The sequence below is a fragment of the Fundidesulfovibrio magnetotacticus genome (assembly GCF_013019105.1).
Lineage (GTDB): Bacteria > Desulfobacterota > Desulfovibrionia > Desulfovibrionales > Desulfovibrionaceae > Fundidesulfovibrio > Fundidesulfovibrio magnetotacticus.
On record NZ_BLTE01000005.1, the window covers coordinates 47,269 to 63,515 of the forward strand.

The 16,247-nt window shown below is 68.4% G+C and carries 14 protein-coding genes; 1 reads left to right on the forward strand and 13 read right to left on the reverse strand.

The features are described 5' to 3' along the window. Positions 1-23 precede the first annotated feature (23 nt). From NNJEOMEG_RS06885 to mraZ, 13 genes are read right to left on the reverse strand one after another with little or no spacing between them, the layout of a single operon-like run. Positions 24-968 carry a cell division protein FtsQ/DivIB gene (locus tag NNJEOMEG_RS06885; RefSeq protein WP_173082686.1) on the reverse strand — a complete coding sequence of 315 codons (945 nt, stop codon included), beginning with the start codon at positions 966-968 and terminating at the stop codon, positions 24-26. Next, positions 965-1,855, reverse strand: coding sequence for a UDP-N-acetylmuramate dehydrogenase (gene murB / locus NNJEOMEG_RS06890; protein WP_173082688.1), 891 nt, complete (start codon positions 1,853-1,855; stop codon positions 965-967). Before murB ends, NNJEOMEG_RS06885 begins: the two co-directional genes overlap by 4 nt. Further along, a complete protein-coding gene (gene murC, locus NNJEOMEG_RS06895; RefSeq protein ID WP_173082968.1) occupies positions 1,845-3,224 on the reverse strand; it encodes a UDP-N-acetylmuramate--L-alanine ligase in 1,380 nt (459 codons plus the stop codon). The genes murB and murC overlap by 11 nt, the downstream gene beginning before the upstream one ends. Before the next feature lie 50 nt (positions 3,225-3,274). Then, positions 3,275-4,339: an undecaprenyldiphospho-muramoylpentapeptide beta-N-acetylglucosaminyltransferase gene (murG, locus tag NNJEOMEG_RS06900; RefSeq protein ID WP_173082690.1), complete on the reverse strand. Its 1,065-nt coding sequence runs from the start codon at positions 4,337-4,339 to the stop codon at positions 3,275-3,277. Then, positions 4,336-5,475, reverse strand: coding sequence for a putative lipid II flippase FtsW (ftsW, locus tag NNJEOMEG_RS06905; RefSeq protein ID WP_173082693.1), 1,140 nt, complete (start codon positions 5,473-5,475; stop codon positions 4,336-4,338). The genes murG and ftsW overlap by 4 nt, the downstream gene beginning before the upstream one ends. After that, the gene (gene murD, locus NNJEOMEG_RS06910) at positions 5,472-6,788 is read right to left on the reverse strand and encodes a UDP-N-acetylmuramoyl-L-alanine--D-glutamate ligase (protein ID WP_173082695.1); all 1,317 of its coding nucleotides are present in this window, start codon (positions 6,786-6,788) and stop codon (positions 5,472-5,474) included. The genes ftsW and murD overlap by 4 nt, the downstream gene beginning before the upstream one ends. Positions 6,789-6,793: 5 nt before the next feature. After that, a complete protein-coding gene (gene mraY, locus NNJEOMEG_RS06915; protein WP_173082697.1) occupies positions 6,794-7,870 on the reverse strand; it encodes a phospho-N-acetylmuramoyl-pentapeptide-transferase in 1,077 nt (358 codons plus the stop codon). Then, positions 7,867-9,264 (reverse strand): UDP-N-acetylmuramoyl-tripeptide--D-alanyl-D-alanine ligase, encoded by a 1,398-nt coding sequence (locus tag NNJEOMEG_RS06920; RefSeq protein WP_173082699.1) that lies wholly within the window; start codon positions 9,262-9,264, stop codon positions 7,867-7,869. Before NNJEOMEG_RS06920 ends, mraY begins: the two co-directional genes overlap by 4 nt. Further along, on the reverse strand, positions 9,261-10,703 hold the full coding sequence (locus NNJEOMEG_RS06925) for a UDP-N-acetylmuramoyl-L-alanyl-D-glutamate--2,6-diaminopimelate ligase (protein ID WP_173082700.1): 1,443 nt from the start codon (positions 10,701-10,703) through the stop codon (positions 9,261-9,263). The genes NNJEOMEG_RS06920 and NNJEOMEG_RS06925 overlap by 4 nt, the downstream gene beginning before the upstream one ends. A gap of 14 nt (positions 10,704-10,717) precedes the next feature. Continuing rightward, entirely contained in the window at positions 10,718-12,700 is a 1,983-nt protein-coding gene (locus NNJEOMEG_RS06930; protein ID WP_173082702.1) for a penicillin-binding transpeptidase domain-containing protein, read from the reverse strand. Further along, positions 12,697-13,149 carry a hypothetical protein gene (locus NNJEOMEG_RS20550; protein WP_173082705.1) on the reverse strand — a complete coding sequence of 151 codons (453 nt, stop codon included), beginning with the start codon at positions 13,147-13,149 and terminating at the stop codon, positions 12,697-12,699. The genes NNJEOMEG_RS06930 and NNJEOMEG_RS20550 overlap by 4 nt, the downstream gene beginning before the upstream one ends. Continuing rightward, on the reverse strand, positions 13,146-14,153 hold the full coding sequence (gene rsmH / locus NNJEOMEG_RS06940) for a 16S rRNA (cytosine(1402)-N(4))-methyltransferase RsmH (protein WP_173082707.1): 1,008 nt from the start codon (positions 14,151-14,153) through the stop codon (positions 13,146-13,148). The genes NNJEOMEG_RS20550 and rsmH overlap by 4 nt, the downstream gene beginning before the upstream one ends. A gap of 9 nt (positions 14,154-14,162) precedes the next feature. Then, complete coding sequence (gene mraZ, locus NNJEOMEG_RS06945; RefSeq protein ID WP_173082709.1) at positions 14,163-14,618, reverse strand: division/cell wall cluster transcriptional repressor MraZ; 456 nt, start codon at positions 14,616-14,618, stop codon at positions 14,163-14,165. Positions 14,619-14,932: 314 nt separating this feature from the next. Here mraZ and NNJEOMEG_RS06950 point away from each other — a divergent pair, with 314 nt between their 5' ends. Next, positions 14,933-15,949: an HD-GYP domain-containing protein gene (locus NNJEOMEG_RS06950; RefSeq protein ID WP_173082711.1), complete on the forward strand. Its 1,017-nt coding sequence runs from the start codon at positions 14,933-14,935 to the stop codon at positions 15,947-15,949. Positions 15,950-16,247 lie beyond the last annotated feature (298 nt).

Here is a 16,247-nt window from a genome sequence, read left to right on the forward strand (position 1 = left end):
GGCCGGTTTTCCCCCTATCCCTCTTATGAAGCTTGCCCATGCTTCTCCACCCAGACCTTCTGGTTCTGGGCCGAGATGATGGCGGCCTGGTCCAGCTCGCCCCGCTTTGCGAGGTTCTCCCAGACCAGACCCATGTGGGCCAGGTTGTTCTTCCAGTCGTCCACGCCCACGCAGAGGACGACGCTGCGGTCCATGAGGCGCACCTCCATGCCGTGCCGCCAGGAGAGCCTGATCCAGGCCACCTGATCCAGACCGAACGGCGTGCGCTTGTCCGCGATGGCGCGACGCAGTTCCTCCAGCACGCCGAGATGGCGCTCCATGCCCGATTCCACTTCCACCTGGGGCAGCGAGACGAACTTGTCCGCTTTCACCTTGTCGATGATCCGACCCTCCACGTCCGCGTAGCAGAGGGTCTCCTCGTACTGAACGATGTAGCTGGGCTCGCGCTCCACGATGCGGATCTTCAGCGCGCCCGGCAGCACACGGGTCACCTGGGCGGATTCGATCCACGGGTTGCCCATGAGCTGGGCCTCCACGTTCTCCATGTTCACGGCCAGCAGGTTCGTGCCTGGGGCGATCTCGGCCTGGCTCAGCACGTCCTCGCGGGCCATGCGGTTGAGCCCCGTGATTTCAAGCTCCCGGATGGCGAAATAGTCGATGGTGGTGAGCCAGCGGTAGCCGGCCAAAAGGCCTACCGAAACCGCCACCAGGGCCACGCAGGCCAGCACCAGGGTCAACAGCCGCTTCAGGAGGCCGCCCAGCGCCGTGAACCCGGCCAGGGCCTCCCCGGCCGTGGCCCGGGAGCGGTTCACCTTGGCCTTGGCCAGGGGAAGCCTGCTCTCGCGGTTGCCGGTGCGCGAGGCCGTCACCTTGGCGCGGGAGTCGCGGCCGCCGCCGTAGGAGTGGGCGTTGCGGCTCTTGCCCTGGCCCAGGCCCAGGCGCGAAACGTGTCTGGCAGGCATGCTCATGCGAGCACCTTCACTTCCAGTTCGAGTTCCACGCCGAAGCGTTCCCACACGGAGGCGCGCGCCCGGTTGATAAGTTCCAGCGCCGCCGTGGCCGAACCCCTGCCTTCGTTCACCAGGAAATTCGCATGCATGGGCGAAAAACACATGCCGCCCAGGCTCTTGCCCTTAAAGCCCAACTCGTCGAGCATGCGCCCTGCGCTCTCGCCCTCGGGATTCTTGAACACGCAGCCGCAGGTGGCCGCGCTCACGGGCTGGCTGGCCTTCTTGCGCGCCAGGGTGGCGTCCGTGGCTAGGCGCACGTCCTGGGCCCGGGCTGGAGCGAGCGACAACTCGGCGGCCAGGGCCAGCCAGAACGCCCCCTGGTCCAGGCCTTCGGGCCAGAACGCGCGATACCCCGCGCGCCAACCCCCAGGCTCGATCCAGCGCGCCCCGCGCGCGGCGTCCCAAACCAGCACGCGCGCCAGCAGCGCGGCGGTCTCCGAGCCGTAGCTCCCGGCGTTCATGGCCACCGCGCCGCCCACCGTGCCAGGGATTCCCGCAAGGGGCTCCAGGCCGGAGTAGCCTTCGCGCGCCGCCCAGTTCACGAGCCTGGGCAGCATGAGCCCGCCCCAGGCGCGCACCCTCACGCGGCCGTCCTCATCCTGCCCCACGGCCAGCGGCTCGCCCTCGGGGAGGGTCACTACGCAGAGGTCCAGGTCCTGGTCGTGCGCCAGCAGGTTGGAACCCCAGCCCAGGGCCAGGGGACGTCCCCCGGACCCGGCCAAGGCCTGCTCGAGCCCCTCCCAGTCCTCGGGACGGGCCATGGCCAGCTCGGCCGCGGCGCGTCCGCCCAGGCGCAGGGTGGTGCGCTCCGCGAAGCGAGGTCCGGGCAGGAGCCTAAGCGCCATGGCCCCCCTCCAGATAGTCCACGCCCACCTTCCAGACGCTGCCCGCGCCCATGGTCACCAGCAGGTCGCCGGGACGCAGGAGCACGCGCAGGGTGGTCAGGGCGGTTTCGAAGTCGGGCACGTAGGTCACCTTGGTCTTGGACACCTGGCGGATGCCCTGGGCCAGGCTCTGGCCCGAGACGCCCGGGATGGGCTTCTCTGAGGCCGGGTAGATCTCGGTGAGCACCAGCTCCTCGGCGTCCTCGAAGGTCTTGCAGAAGTCCCCGAAGAGTGCCTGGGTGCGGGTGAAGCGGTGGGGCTGGAAGAGCACCACGAGGCGGCGGTCCGGGTAGCAGGCGCGCGCGGTGGACAGCGTGGCCTTGATCTCGGCCGGGTGGTGTCCGTAGTCGTCGATGACGAGCACGCCGTCCTTTTCGCCCTTTTTCTCGAAGCGGCGTCCCACGCCCGCGAAGGCGGCCAGGGCGCGCAGCACGGCCTCCTTGGGCAGACCTGCCTCGATGGCCACGCCGATGGCGGCCAGGGCGTTCTGCACGTTGTGGCGGCCCGGGTGGTTCAGGGTCACGTCGGCCCAATGCGCGCCGTCGAAGGTGACCTCGAAGCGCGGCCTGGGGCCCTGGTCCATGATGCGGGCCTTGAGGCGCGCCTTGGGCTCGCCGACGCCGTAGGAGAGCACCGGGCGGTTGATGCGCGGGAGGATGCGGCGCACGCCCGGGTCGTCCAGGCAGACCACGTTGACCCCGTAGAAGGGGATCTTGTTGCAGAAACGGATGAAGCTTTCGTCGATCTCGGCCTGTCCGCCCTTGTAGAAGTCCAGGTGGTCGGCGTCCACGTTGGTGACGATGGTCATCACCGGGGAGAGGCAGAGGAAGGAGCCGTCGGACTCGTCGGCTTCCGCGATGAGGTATTCGCCCTCTCCCAGGCGGGCGTTGGCCCCCATGGCGTTGAGGCGGCCGCCGATGATCACGGTGGGGTCGAGCCCGGCCTCGGAGAAGATGGTGGCCAGAAGCGAGGTGGTGGTGGTCTTGCCGTGGGTTCCGGCCACGGCCACGCCGGAGCGCAGGCGCATGAGCTCGGCCAGCATCTCGGCCCGGGGGATCACCGGCATGCCGCGCAGCCTCGCCTCCTCCACCTCGGGGTTGGACTCCTGGATGGCGGTGGACTTCACCAGAACGTCGGCATGCCCCAGGTTCTCGCGGCCGTGGCCGATGGAGATGTCCGCCCCCAGGCGCTTGAGGCGCTTCACGGTGTCGGAGAGCGACATGTCCGAGCCCGTGACCTGGTAGCCCAGGTTCAAAAGCACCTCGGCGATGCCGGACATGCCCGAACCGCCGATGCCCACCATGTGGATGCGCTTCACCTGGGTGCGCATGCCGCGCGCGGGATAGAGACTCTGTTCCTGATCGCCCATCGTGTGTTCCGTCATGCGGCCAGCCGGGAGAGCTCCATGGCGATGTCCCGGGCGGCGTGAGGTTTGGCCTGGGTGCGCGCGGCGCGGCCCATGGCTCGGCATTTTTCGGGATCGCCCAGGATGGAGAGCACGGCGGCCTCCAGCGTCTGGGTGTTCAAGTCCTTTTCCTTGAGCACCACGGCCGCCCCCACGCGCTCCAGGTAGGAGGCGTTGACGGCCTGGTGGTCGTGCGTGGCGTGGGGGAAGGGCACAAGCACCGAGGGCAGGCCCATGCAGGCCACCTCGGCCAGGGTGGAGGCCCCGGCGCGGCCGATCACCAGATCGGCCCAGGCGTAAGCCTCGGGCATGTCCTGGATGAAGGGCTCCACCGTGACCCGCTCCTGCCCCCGGTAAAGATTGCGCACGGACTCGTAATCCGACGCGCCGGTCTGATGGCGCAGCTCGAAGCCCTGCGACGCCAGACGGGGCCAGGCCGTCACCACCACCCGGTTGACGGCCCTGGCCCCCTGGCTGCCGCCCAGGACGAGGATGCGGCTTGGCACCACCCGCGCCGCTTCCGTCCCGATCGCCCCTGCGATCCCGGGCCGCACGGGGTTGCCCGTGAGGAGAACCTTGCCCGGGGGAAATGCGCCCGATTCGTCCGGATACGAGACCATCACCCGCCGGACCACCCGGCCCAGCAGGCGGTTGGTCGCGCCGGGAACGCTGTTCTGTTCGTGCACGGCCGTGGGGATGCGCTGCATCCAGGCCGCCAGCACCGGGCAGAAGCCCGCGTAGCCGCCGAACCCCGCCGCTACCTGGGGGCGGAATTCGCGCACCACGGCCAGGGCCGTGAGCAGGCTGCCGCCCATGCGCAGGGCTGCGGGCACGGCGCTCAGGCCCTTGCCCAGCACGCCGCGCACGGCCAGCCCCCGGAAGTCCACGCCCGCCTCCCTGGCCAGCCTGCCTTCGGGGCCTTCACCGCCCACGAAAAGGCATTCCAGGCCCGGGTGCATGGCCCTGAGCTCCTCGATCACGGCCAGGGCGGGGAAGATGTGCCCGCCCGTGCCTCCGGTGGCCACAAGCACGCGCTTCATGTGGGCCGCCTCCTGGAGAGGTTCAGCAGGATGCCCACGCAGAGGAAGGCGCACACCAGCGAGGAGCCGCCGTAGGAGAGGAAGGGCATGGCCACGCCCTTGGGCGGCACGCAGCCCATGACCACGGCCAGGTTGAGCAGGAAGCCGATGCCCAGCACCAGGGCCATGCCATAGGCCGTGAAGCGGTCGCGCAGGTCGTCCTGGGCCAGGGCGATGCGGAAGGAGCGCCACATGAGCACCCCGATCAGCGAGAGGATCACCGAAACGCCGATGAAGCCCAGCTCCTCCCCGGCCACGGCCATGATAAAGTCCGTATGGGCCTCGGGCAGGTAGAAGAGCTTCTGCTTGCCGGAGCCGAAGCCCACCCCCGTGATCTGGCCCGATCCGAACGCGAAGAACGACTGCACCAGCTGGTAGCCCGTACCCTGCGGGTCCTGGAAGGGGTCGAGGAAGGCGAACCAGCGCTTGAAGCGGTAGGGCGAGTTGATCACCAGGAGCACGCACGCGGCGGCGCCGAAGAGGCCCGAAATGAACAGGTAGACGAAACGGGTTCCGCCCACGAGGCTCATCAGGAAGAAGAGCATGCCCATGAACACCGCGCCGCCGAAGTCCGGCTGCACCAGCATCACCACGCCCAGAAGCCCCGTGACCACCACCGGAGGGATGAAGCCCACGGAGAACGACTTCACCAGAGCCTGCTTGCTGGAATAGAAGTAGGCCAGGTAAAAAACGAGCACGATCTTGGCCAGCTCCATGGGCTGGAGCAGCACGGGGCCGAGGTGCATCCAGCGGCGCGCGCCGCCTGCCTTCACGGAGAAGGGAGGGATGAGCGTCATGGCCAGCAATACCAGCACCAGGGCCAGCCACACGTACACCGGGCCGTAGAGGATTCGCCGGGGCATCCAGGCCATCACGAACATCAGGGCCACGCCCACGGCGTAGAAGATCGCCTGCTTCTTGAAGAAGAGGTATTTGCTGCCCGCCATGCGCTCGGCCATGATCCCCGAGGCCGAAAGCACCATGACCACGCCCAGCCCGGCCAGGAGCACGGCCACGGAGGCCAGCCACCAGTCGAAACCCGGTTTCACGGCCTGCCCCGGCATGGGGGCTTCCTGGATCACGGCCACGCGGCTCATTGCCGGGCCTCCCGCTCGTCGGGCAGCGACTCGAAGATGCGCTGGAAGTGCTCGCCGCGCGCCTTGTAGCCCGAATACTGGTCGAAGCTTGCCGTGGCCGGGGAGAGCAGGATCACGTCGCCCGGGGCGGCCTCGCGGTAGAGCCTGGTCACGGCCTTATCCAGGTCTTCCGCCCAGAACAGGGGGACCTTGCCAGCCCACGCGCCCTCGAACACCTCACGGCTGGCCCCGAAGAGGCCCACGGCGGCGATGCGCGTCCCAAAATGCGGCTCCAGGATGGAGAGGTCGCCGCCCTTGAACACCCCTCCAGCCAGCAGCCGCACCGGGCGCTCGAAGCTTTCCACGGCGGCGCGCATGGCTTCCACCGTGGTGGCCTTGGAGTCGTCCACGAAGAGCACGCCGCCCTTCTCGCCCACGGTCTCGATGCGGTGGCCCAGGGGCCGGAAGGAGGCCACGCCCCGGCGCACCTCGTCGTCGGTGACGCCCAGGGCCTTGCAGGCCAGCCAGGCGGCTTCCATGTTGGACCGGTTGTGCGCGCCGGGGAGGTTGTTCTCCGGAAAACGGTTGCTGGCGGTGAAGTAGACCTTGCGCGCGCCGGTGAAGGAGCGCTTTTCCAGCTCCGCGCGCATCTCCAGGGGCAGGATGGCCAGGCCCTTGGCGTCCATGCGCGCGAAGCACTGGAGCTTGGCCTGGAGGTATTCCTCCATGTCGGCGTGGAAATCCAGATGATTGCCCGAGAAGTTCAGGAGCACGGCCACCGTGGGCTTGAAGCTCTTCACATTCTGGAGCTGGAAGCTCGAGACCTCCAGCACCGCCACGTCGCAGGGCTCTCCCGAGAGCACGTGGTCCGAGAGCGGCGTGCCGATGTTGCCGCCCACGAACACCCTGCGGCCCGCGCTCTCCAGGATGTGCCCGATGAGCGAGGTGGTGGTGGTCTTGCCGTTGGTGCCGGTCACGGCCAGGATGGGGGCGTCGCAGAACCAGGAGGCCAGCTCCAGCTCCGAGAGCACCTGCGCGTCCGGGCAGGCTTTCAGGAACTCGACCAGCTTGGCCACGGGCACGCCCGGCGAGAGTACCACCATCTGCGCGCCCCTGAACTGTTCCTTCTTGTGCGCGCCCAGAAGCACCGTGACGCCCGAGGCTTCCAGTTCGGCCAGCACTTCGGGGGCGAGGGCTTCGGGGTTGCGGTCCAGCAGGCGCACGCCCGCGCCCAGGTAGGCCAGCAGACGCGCGGCGGCCACGCCCGAAACGGCGGCGCCCACCACCACGGCCTCGTGTCCGGCCAGCTGTCCCTTGTGCAGAAGCGCGCGCATGCCCGTCACCTCAGCTTCAGCGTGCTCAAGGCCACGAAGGCCAGGAGGATGGAGAGGATCCAGAACCGGATGATGATCTTGGACTCCGGGATGCCCTTAAGCTCGAAATGATGGTGCAGCGGGGCCATCTTGAAGATGCGCTTGCCCCCCGAAAACTTGAAGTAGCTCACTTGGAGGATCACCGAGAGGGTCTCCAACACGAAGACGCCGCCGACGATGAGCAGGATGAGCTCCTGCTTGCAGGCCACGGCCACGAAACCAAGCGCCCCGCCCAGGGAGAGAGAGCCCACGTCGCCCATGAACACCTGGGCCGGGTAGGCGTTGAACCACAGGAAACCGAGCCCCGCGCCCACGAGGGCCGCGCAGAACACCGTGACCTCGCCCACTCCCGAGACGGGCATCACCTGGAGGTAGCGCGCCATCTGCGCGTGGCCCGCCACGTAGACGAAGAGCGCGAACATGCCCGCCGCCACCACCGTGGGGCCGATGGCCAGCCCGTCCAGGCCGTCGGTGAGGTTCACGCCGTTGGACGCCCCCACGATCACCAGCAGGGCGAAGGGCAGGTAGAGGATGCCCAGGTCGGGCTGGAAGTTTTTGAAGAAGGGCACGGCAAGGCGCGTGGAGAAGTCCGGGTCCAGCATGAGGATGCCCACGGCCACGGCGGCGATGGCCACCTGTCCCGCCATCTTGGCGCGCGCCGAGAGCCCCTTGTTGTGCTTGCGCACAACCTTCAGGTAGTCGTCCCAGAAGCCGATGGACCCGAAGCCCACGAACACCAGGAGGGTCATCCACACGTATTCGTTGGTCAGATCGGCCCAGAGCAGCACCGAGACCACGATGGAGAGCATCATGAGCAGGCCGCCCATGGTGGGCGTGCCCGCCTTGCACTGGTGGGCCTTCACGTCCTCGTGGATGGTCTGGCCGCACTTGAGCCTTGTCAGCCACGCGATGACCTTGGGGCCGAACACGATGGCGATCACCAGGGCCGTTGTGAAGGCGTAGATGGAGCGGAACGTGATGTAGCGGAAGACGTTCAGCACCGTGAGCTGGGCCGCGAAGGGCACGAGCAGATGGTAGATCACCGGCGGCCCTCCTCATGGTCCGACAGGAAGCGTTCCAGAAATTCCTCCATGCGCTGGGAGCGCGAACCCTTGAAGAGCACCACCCCGCCCGTGGAGGAGGCCTGCGCGGCCAGCTCCGCGATCTCCGAAGGCTCGCGAACTTCCGCGAAGCTGCCCGCGAAGCCGGAACGCTCCAACCCCAGGCGCACCAATGCCGCGCTGGGGCCCTTGAACCGCACCACGTCGCAACCGCTTGCCGCGATCACGCGGCCCAGCTCCTCGTGGGCCTGGTCGCGCTCTTTGCCCAGTTCGCCCATCTCGCCCAGCACCAGGGCCAGGGGACCCGCGCCGCAAAGCGCCCGGGCCGCCCCGATGGCGGCGGTCATGGACAGGGGATTGGCGTTGTAAGTGTCGTCGATCACCACGCAGGTCCCGGTGTCGCGCACGGCGAAGCGGCCCTTGGGGAACTCCGCCCGGGCCAGGCCCTCGCGGATCTGTTCGCCTGTCGCGCCCAGGGCGCGCGCGGCGGCCGCCGCCGCCAGGACGTTCTCGGCCAGGTGCGCGCCCTGGCAGGAGAGGGACACTTCCAGGGGGCTGCCCTCCAGCATCAGGGAGTAGACGCCCATGCCGTTGGCGGAGCAGCCCTTGTACGTGCAGAAATTCTCGGCCGAGGGGTCGCGGGTGGACATGGCCTTCACGCGGGGGTTGGCCTTTTTCGCCTCGGCCCACAATTCGGGGTAGTCCTTGTTGGCCAGAGCCGTGCCCGATTCGCCCACGAAGCCCAGGAGCGCGGCCTTGGCGCGGGCCACGCCGCGCAGGTCTCCCAGGCCCTCCAGGTGGGCGGGGCCGACGTTGTGCACCACGGCCAGGTCCGGCTCGCAGATTCCGGCCAGTTCTTCCATGTCGCCCACGCGGCTGATGCCCAGCTCCAGCACCCAGGTGCGGTGCTCCGCGCCAGCGGCCAGCATGGAGAGGGGCAGGCCCAGCTGGTTGTTGAAATTCCCGGGATTCTTGATGGAAGGCCCCATCACGGTCGTGATGGAGGCCAGCATCTCCTTGGCCGTGGTCTTGCCCGCCGAACCCGAGAGCGCGGCCACCACGGGGCGCACGCGCCTGCGCCAGTGCCGCGCCAGCAGGCCCATGGCCCGCTGCACGTCCTCCACCACCAACACGGGGGCCTTGCCGCTCAGCCCGGGCAGTTCGCGCGCGGCCAGCACGGCCGAAGCGCCCTGCTCCACGGCGCGGACTGCGAAATCGTGACCGTCTGCGCGGCTGCCCGGCAGGCAGCAGAAGAGCGCGCCAGGTCCGGCCGCGCGGCTGTCCTGGGTGGCGGACTCCACCAGGACCTCCGCGAAGGCGCGGATGTCGCCCCTGGCCTGACAGGCGGCCATGGTCTCGGAGACGGACATTCTCATGCCAGAAGCTCCCCGGCCACGAGGGCGTCGCTGAAGGGAAGCTTCTCGTCCCCTATCTGCTGGTAGGGCTCGTGCCCCTTGCCTGCCAGGAGCGCCGCGCCGCCCTTGCCCGCGGCTTCCAGGGCCAGGGCGATGGCCTTGCGGCGGTCCGGCTCCACGATCACCCGGGCGGCTCCTGACAGGCCGGGTCGGGCGTCCTCGATAATGGCCAGGGGGTCTTCGTGGCGGGGGTTGTCCGAGGTGAGCACGGCCACGTCGGCGTGGCGGGCCACGGCCTGGGCCATGAGCGGACGCTTGGAGCGGTCGCGGTTGCCGCCGCAGCCGAAGAGGGCCACCACGCGGGTGAAATCCAGGACCTTGAGGGCCGTGAGCACGTTCTCCAGGGCGTCGGGGGTGTGGGCGTAGTCCACGAAGACGTGCACGCCCTGGCCGTTGGGCACGCGCTCAAGGCGTCCCGGCGCGCCGTTGCAGTCGGCCAGGCCGGACATGGCCGAGTCTGGCAGGCCCAGGCAGAGGCCCAGGGCCTGTGCGGCCAGCAGGTTGGAGGCGTTGAAGGCCCCGATGAGCGGCGAGGCGAAGCTCCAGCTGCGGCCCTCCAGCTCCATGGACAGCTCCATTCCCTCGCCCGAGGAGCGCAGCACCCGGCCCGAGAGCACGCGCCCGCCTGCGGCCTGCCCCGTGAGCGTGAAGCCCAGGGCCTGGGGGAACTCCCCGGCCAGCCTGCGGCCGGAGGCGTCGTCCAGGTTCAGGGCCGCGCCGGAGGGGTCGCGCAGGTAGCGGGTGAAGAAGCGGCGCTTGGCCTGGAAGTAGGCTTCCATGTCGCCGTGGTAATCCAGGTGATCCTGGGTGACGTTGGTCAGGGCGGCGGCGTCGAAGGTGAGGCCCTCCACGCGGCCCTGGTCCAGGGCATGGCTGGAGACCTCCATGGCCGCGCCCTGAACCCCGTCCCTGGCCATCTCCGCCAGGAGGGCGTGGAGCGTCAGGCAGTCGGGCGTGGTGTGGCTGGCCACCTGGGAGTGGCCGGGCCAGCGGTATTCCACGGTGCCCAGCACCCCGGCCCTGAGCCCGGCGCGGGCGAACAGGTGTTCCACCAGATAGGTGACGGTGGTCTTGCCGTTGGTGCCCGTGACGCCCGCCAGCCGGAAGGGAAGCCTCTCCGTGCCGTGGCGCGCGGCGGCCAGCAGCCCCAGAGCGCGGGGCACGTCGTCCACGACCGCCAGCCTGGCGGCGCTGCCCGCCGGGAGCTGGGCGCTGGGCGAGGCCACGATCCATGCCGCTCCGCGCTCCAGGGCCATGGGGATGAAGGACTCGCCGTCCACCGAGACGCCCCGCACGGCCACGAACGCGCCGCCCGGCGTGACGCGGCGGGAGTCCGCCTGCACGTCCAGGCCCGCTGCGGCCAGGGCGAGGAGTTCTTCGAAGGAGTGGTTGCGTACCATGGCGGTGTCCGGGATCAGGAGGCCTTGGCCAGCCAGATGGTGAAGGGTTCCTTGTTCACGGCGTCCCAGTGCGCGCCCGGGGCCGGATTCTGCTTGCCCACCACGAGCCCGGAGCCCTTGAGGGTGGGCACGACGCCCTTCCCGGCCAGGATCTCGGCGGCCTTGCGCAGGGGCATGCCCACGAGATTTGGCACTTCCGCGCCGTCCACGGCGATGTTCATGGGCGGGAAGGCCACGCCCAGCGCCTCGGCCACGTCGGACGCGCGCACGGGGGCCGGGGCCGGACCTTTGTCGGCCTGCTGCATCTTCACGGATTCGGGGAGCCGTCCCAGGTAGGAGAGGCTTTTCAGGGCCACCTCGCGCATGGCGGGCGCGGCGACCACGCCGCCGTAGTGGTTGGGCTCGGGCTCGTCAACCATCACCAGCACCATGTATTCCGGGTCCACGGCCGGGACGAAGCCCACGAAGTTGGCCAGGTACTTGTCGCCGTAACCGCCCCGGGCGCGGGCCTTCTGGGCGGTGCCGGTCTTGCCGCCCAGCTCCAGCCCGTCGATGTGCGCCTTGACGCCCGTGCCCTTCTCGGCTTCCACCACGTCGCGCATCATGAGCTGCACGGTCTTGGCCACCTGAGGATCGAAAACGCGGGTCTCTGGCCAGAAGGAGCTGTCCTGGGGCGGATCCATCACGAGGCGCAGGGGCTTCTTCACGCCGTTGTTGGCGATGACGTGGAAGGCCTGGGCCAGCTGCACGGGGGTGACGCCGATGCCCTGCCCGAAGGAGCAGGTGGCCAGATCGAGCTTGCTCCAGGCCGAGACGGGCCGCATGAGACCCTTTGCCTCGCCGGGCAGGGGCAGCCCGGTGGGCTGGCCGAAGCCCACGCGGTCGAAGTAGGCGTGGAGCTTGTGCGCGCCCAGGTCCAGGCCGATCTTGGCGGCCCCGATGTTGGAGGACCAGCGCAGGATCTTGTCCACGCTGATCACGTCGTAGGGGTGGGTGTCGCGGATGGTGGCGATGTTGTAGAAGTTCCACTGCCCTTTTTCGCAGTTGTACTGCGTCTCGGGGCGGATCACCTTCTCCTGGAGCGCGGCGGCGATGAGGATGGGCTTCATGGTGGAGCCCGGTTCCAGCACGTCCAGGGCCAGGCGGTTGCGTCCGGCCTTGGGGTCGGGGTTGTCGCCGCCGTTGGGGTTGAAGAAGGGGTAGTTGGCCCAGGCCAGGATCTCGGCGCTCTTGACGTGCACCACGATGCAGATGCCCGCCTTGCCCCGGTTCTCGGTGACGGCCTTGGCCAGGGCCTCCTCGGCGAAGAACTGGATCTGGGAGTCGATGGTCAGGCGGATTTCCGCGCCGTCGGCGTTGGCCATCTCGCGGCCCTGGGCGTCCAGGTAGAGCCTGCGGCCCGAGGCGTCGCGCTGCACCACGTACTTGGCCTTCTTGCCGGCCAGGTACGCCTCGAAGTGCTTCTCCAGGCCCTCAAGGCCCTGGTCGTCGTAGCCCACGAAGCCCAGGAGCTGCCCGGCCATCTGCTTGTTGGGGTAGGAGCGCCCGAACTCCGGGGCCACGTGGACGCCGGGGATGTTCAGGGCGCGCACCTGTGCGGCAACGCGGTCGTTCACGCGGCGGTCCAGGTAGACGAAGCTGCCGCGTCCGTGGAGCTTGCGGGTTAGGTCCTTCAGGGGCTCGCCCAGAACCTTGGAGAGGGCCTGGGCCGCCTCGTCGGGGTTCTTCACGTCCTTGGGATTGGCGTAGACCGAGGCGAACTCCACCGACTTGGCCAGGAGCTGGCCGTTGCGGTCCACGATGGCCCCGCGCCGCCCGCGATCGGTCTCCAGGGCGAGGTGCTGCCTGAGGGCCTGTTCGGCCAGGCGCGGCCCCTGCACGATCTGGAGGTGCGCCGCCCGGACCCAGAGGCTGGCCCAGAACAGGAAAAAGACGCCGCACACCACGATGAGGCGGATGCGGCTGTAGTCCCTGATCTGTTTCTGTCCCCGGCTCATGACGGATTCTTCCCGGCCTTGGGGGCCTCGTCGGCCACCTTTTCAGTTTTCTTCTTCTTGCTGACGTCGCCCTTCTTGCGGGGCTTCTGCTCCTGGTCGGGGGCCTTTTCCTTCTTCGGCTTTTCCGGGATGGGCGCGGCCTTGATCACCGGGGAGGGCAGCTCCTCCCCCGAGGCCGAAAGCCGCCTGATCTGCCCCGGCCGTGCCTGGGAGAGGCCGTACTGTCCGGCCAGCACGCGCAGGCGCTCGGGGGTGAGCAGGGTGTTGCGCTCCACCTCCAGCTTCGAGATGAGGGCCTCCTGGGAGTCGATCTCGGTCTGGAGGCGCTTGAGCCCGTAGGCCATGTCCACGCGCTCGATGTTCACCCAGGTAAGGCCAAGGCCCAGCGACAGCAGGGTGAACAGCGAGAAACCCAGCGAGAGCGCCCATTCCTTGCTCACGCCTTTCACGGGTTGTCCCTCTCGGCGCCGTCCGGGCCGAAGCCTTCGAGGGGCGCTCCCTCGGGGGCCAGGCGTTGGGCCACGCGCAGCTTGGCGCTGCGCGCGCGGTGGTTGGCGGCGGCCTCGGCCTCGGAAGGGCCCAGGGGCTTCTTGGTCAGGATGCGCAGCCTTGGGACGTGCCCGCAGGTGCAGAAAGGCTGCCGGGGCGGGCACAGGCACCCGGAAGCCTCGCGCCGGAAGGCCGTCTTCACCAGACGGTCCTCCAGGGAGTGGAAGGAGATGACGGCCACGCGGCCGCCGGGGGAGAGATGATCCACGATCCTGTCCAGAAAGTCCTCGAGCTCTTGCAGTTCCTCGTTCACCGCCATGCGCAGGGCCTGGAAGGTCCTGGTGGCGGGGTGGTTGCGCGCGGTGGCCCGCCATTTGGGCGGATAGGCCCGCTCCACGACGCGGGCCAGCTCCAGGGTCGAATCGAAGGGCTTCGTCTCGCGCTCGCGGGTGATGGCCCGGGCGATGCGTCCTGCCTGCGGCTCCTCGCCGTAGTCGCGGATGAGGTCGCGCAGGCGCTCGAAGCTCCAGTTGTTCACGATGTTGGCCGCCGGCTCCAGGCCGTCGGCCACGCTCATGCGCATATCCAGCGGCCCGTCGGCCAGAAAGCTGAACCCGCGCTCGGCCTCGTCGAGCTGGGGCGAGGAGACGCCCACGTCGGCCAGGGCGGCGTCCACGGAGTCCCAGCCCAGCTCTTCCAGGGCGGCGGGAAACTCCGAGAAGCGCATGCGCCGGGCCTGCACCCTGCCGGGGAAGTCCGCCAGGTTGGCCAGGGCGCGCTCCACGGCTGTGGGGTCGCGGTCCAGACCCAGGATCTCCAGCTCGCCCCCGGCCTTTTCCAGCATGGCGCGGCTGTGGCCGCCCAGGCCCAGGGTGGCGTCGAGCACGCGCATGCCGGGCCGAATGCCCAGCATGTCGCACACTTCCCCGTGCAGGACCGGGAGGTGGCGCGGATCGAAGCGCACGGCGGCCCCCTAGAGCCTTAGCTCGAAGCCGGACGCGGCCAGGTCGGCCATGTCGGCGTCGAAGGTTTCCTCGGTTTCGCGGCGGCGGGCCTCGAAAGTTTCCTTGTCCCAGAGCTCGAACTTGGTGGCCACGCCCGCCAGGACGCAGTCCTTGTCGAGCTTGGCGTAGCTGCGCAGGTAGGGCGGGATGAGGATGCGGCCCTGCTTGTCCAGCACCACTTCCACGGCCCCCGAGATGAGGAAGCGCTGGAGGTTGCGGATGCGCTTGTCCAGCACGTTGATGCCCTGAAAGCTCTTTTCGATGCGCTCCCATTCGGGCATGGGGTAGCCCACCACGCAGCCGTCGAAATTGGTGAGCATGAGCTTGCCTTCCGGAGACGACGCGAGCACCTCCTCCCGGAACTCCGGGGGGAGCATGAGGCGACCCTTGGGGTCGAGGTTTCGCTCACTGTGTCCTCGGAACATGACCCGACCTCACACAACTCACCACTTCTTACCACTGTTTCCCACAGCCTCTCGAACAATCCCACTCCAATGTCAAGAGGAAAGGGGAACTGCTCGAATCCTTAGGAGAAAAAATGTGGGAGCAGGTGGGAGAAAAATGACAGCCAGACAGGGCTGCCGGGCCTCCGGTGGAAGACGGACGCGGGCCGGGAGCCTTTTCGATGCGGGATCATGGAAAAAACCTTACCGCCCCTTGCCAGAGGGGCGTGGTGCGGATAACGTAGATTTGAAGCCGGGGATTTTTGCGCGGCGAGGCCTCAACCCCCCTACGGATCATGAGCGAGAAGCGCCAGCTTGAATCCATTGAGGATCTGGAAGAGGAATACTACCAGATCAGCCCCGACATCCTCCAAAGCTTCAACAAGTTCAGACCCCCCCTGAACATCTTCAAGCTCAAGGAAGACGTCGTGCGGCTGCTCCCCTACTACCGCGTGGGCGAGCGTCTTTCCAAGGAGCAGGGAGAGGAACTGGAGACCCTGGTGCAGGACGGACTGATCTTCGTCTCGCGCGCCGACCACCCGGTCTACGTGAAGCACATCTCCTTCCAGCTCGACCTTGTGCTCATGGACCGCCACCTCACCGAGTCCGAGACCGCCGACATCTTCCAGGCCGCCCTGACCCGGCGCATGGAGGAATTCCTCGACCAGCCCGTGAAGGCCGTGGCCGACAAGATCCAGGCCGACCTCATGGTGTTCACCGAATACCTCTGGCAGGACTTCAACAGGGGCAAGGCCCTCTCGCGGCGCGTGCACTCCAGGCACTCCCTGGCCTGCCACTCGGTGAACTGCGGCATGGTGGGCATGCAGGTGTTCCTCCAGACCCTGCCCGAGGAGTACCGCCAGGGCCCCAAAAACCGCCAGGCCTTCGACCGCGTCTGCCTGGGCCTCTTCCTGCACGACGTGGGCATGTCGAAAATCCCGGCCTTCCTGCGCGACAAAACCCAGACCCTCTCCTCCGAGGAGCGCCAGAAGCTCCTGAAGCACCCGCTGATCGGCGCGGAGATGCTGGCCAAGCTGGACCTCAAGTTCCCCGAGGTGGAACAGTGCGTGCTGGAACACCACGAACGTGTGGGAGGAAGCGGCTACCCCCGCAAGATCGCTGGGGCCGATATCTCCGACATGGGCCTGCTCTGCGCCGTGGTGGATTCCTATTGCGCCATGATCACGGAGCGCCCCTACGCCAAGGCCATGGACCCCAAGGCGGCCGCGGGCTCCCTGGGCGCGGACCCCAAGTACGATCCCCGCTACTCCAAGCAGCTCGTCCAGTATCTGATGAACACCCGACAGATGTAGGGCGCCCAGGGCCGCATGGCCCGGGCTGGCGCCGGGGTGAGGGGGGGAATGTCCGCGTCCGGACCGGGCCGCGGACGCCCGGGAGCGTTCCGCCGCGGCCACGACGCGGTCAAAGCGTCGGCTCCGGCCGTCGGGCTGGGCCGGAGCGAAGGGCCCGCGCGGCCCCAGCTTGATGACAAACCCCGAAACGGGGTTTGTGGGAGCCGCTTACGGGCGGCAAAGCCGCCCTGCTTCAGGCTGCGCTTCGCGCAGGGCTGCTGAAAAAGCCCCAAAGCCGACTTATTTCAGCAGCCACGGG

Coding starts and splice junctions, on each gene's coding strand:
- NNJEOMEG_RS06885 (WP_173082686.1), bottom strand. CDS start 968: ATGAGCATGCCTGCCAGACACGTTTCGCGCCTGGGCCTGGGCCAGGGC.
- murB (WP_173082688.1), bottom strand. CDS start 1,855: ATGGCGCTTAGGCTCCTGCCCGGACCTCGCTTCGCGGAGCGCACCACC.
- murC (WP_173082968.1), bottom strand. CDS start 3,224: ATGCGCACCCAGGTGAAGCGCATCCACATGGTGGGCATCGGCGGTTCG.
- murG (WP_173082690.1), bottom strand. CDS start 4,339: ATGAAGCGCGTGCTTGTGGCCACCGGAGGCACGGGCGGGCACATCTTC.
- ftsW (WP_173082693.1), bottom strand. CDS start 5,475: ATGAGCCGCGTGGCCGTGATCCAGGAAGCCCCCATGCCGGGGCAGGCC.
- murD (WP_173082695.1), bottom strand. CDS start 6,788: ATGCGCGCGCTTCTGCACAAGGGACAGCTGGCCGGACACGAGGCCGTG.
- NNJEOMEG_RS06920 (WP_173082699.1), bottom strand. CDS start 9,264: ATGAGAATGTCCGTCTCCGAGACCATGGCCGCCTGTCAGGCCAGGGGC.
- NNJEOMEG_RS06925 (WP_173082700.1), bottom strand. CDS start 10,703: ATGGTACGCAACCACTCCTTCGAAGAACTCCTCGCCCTGGCCGCAGCG.
- NNJEOMEG_RS06930 (WP_173082702.1), bottom strand. CDS start 12,700: ATGAGCCGGGGACAGAAACAGATCAGGGACTACAGCCGCATCCGCCTC.
- mraZ (WP_173082709.1), bottom strand. CDS start 14,618: ATGTTCCGAGGACACAGTGAGCGAAACCTCGACCCCAAGGGTCGCCTC.
- NNJEOMEG_RS06950 (WP_173082711.1), top strand. CDS start 14,933: ATGAGCGAGAAGCGCCAGCTTGAATCCATTGAGGATCTGGAAGAGGAA.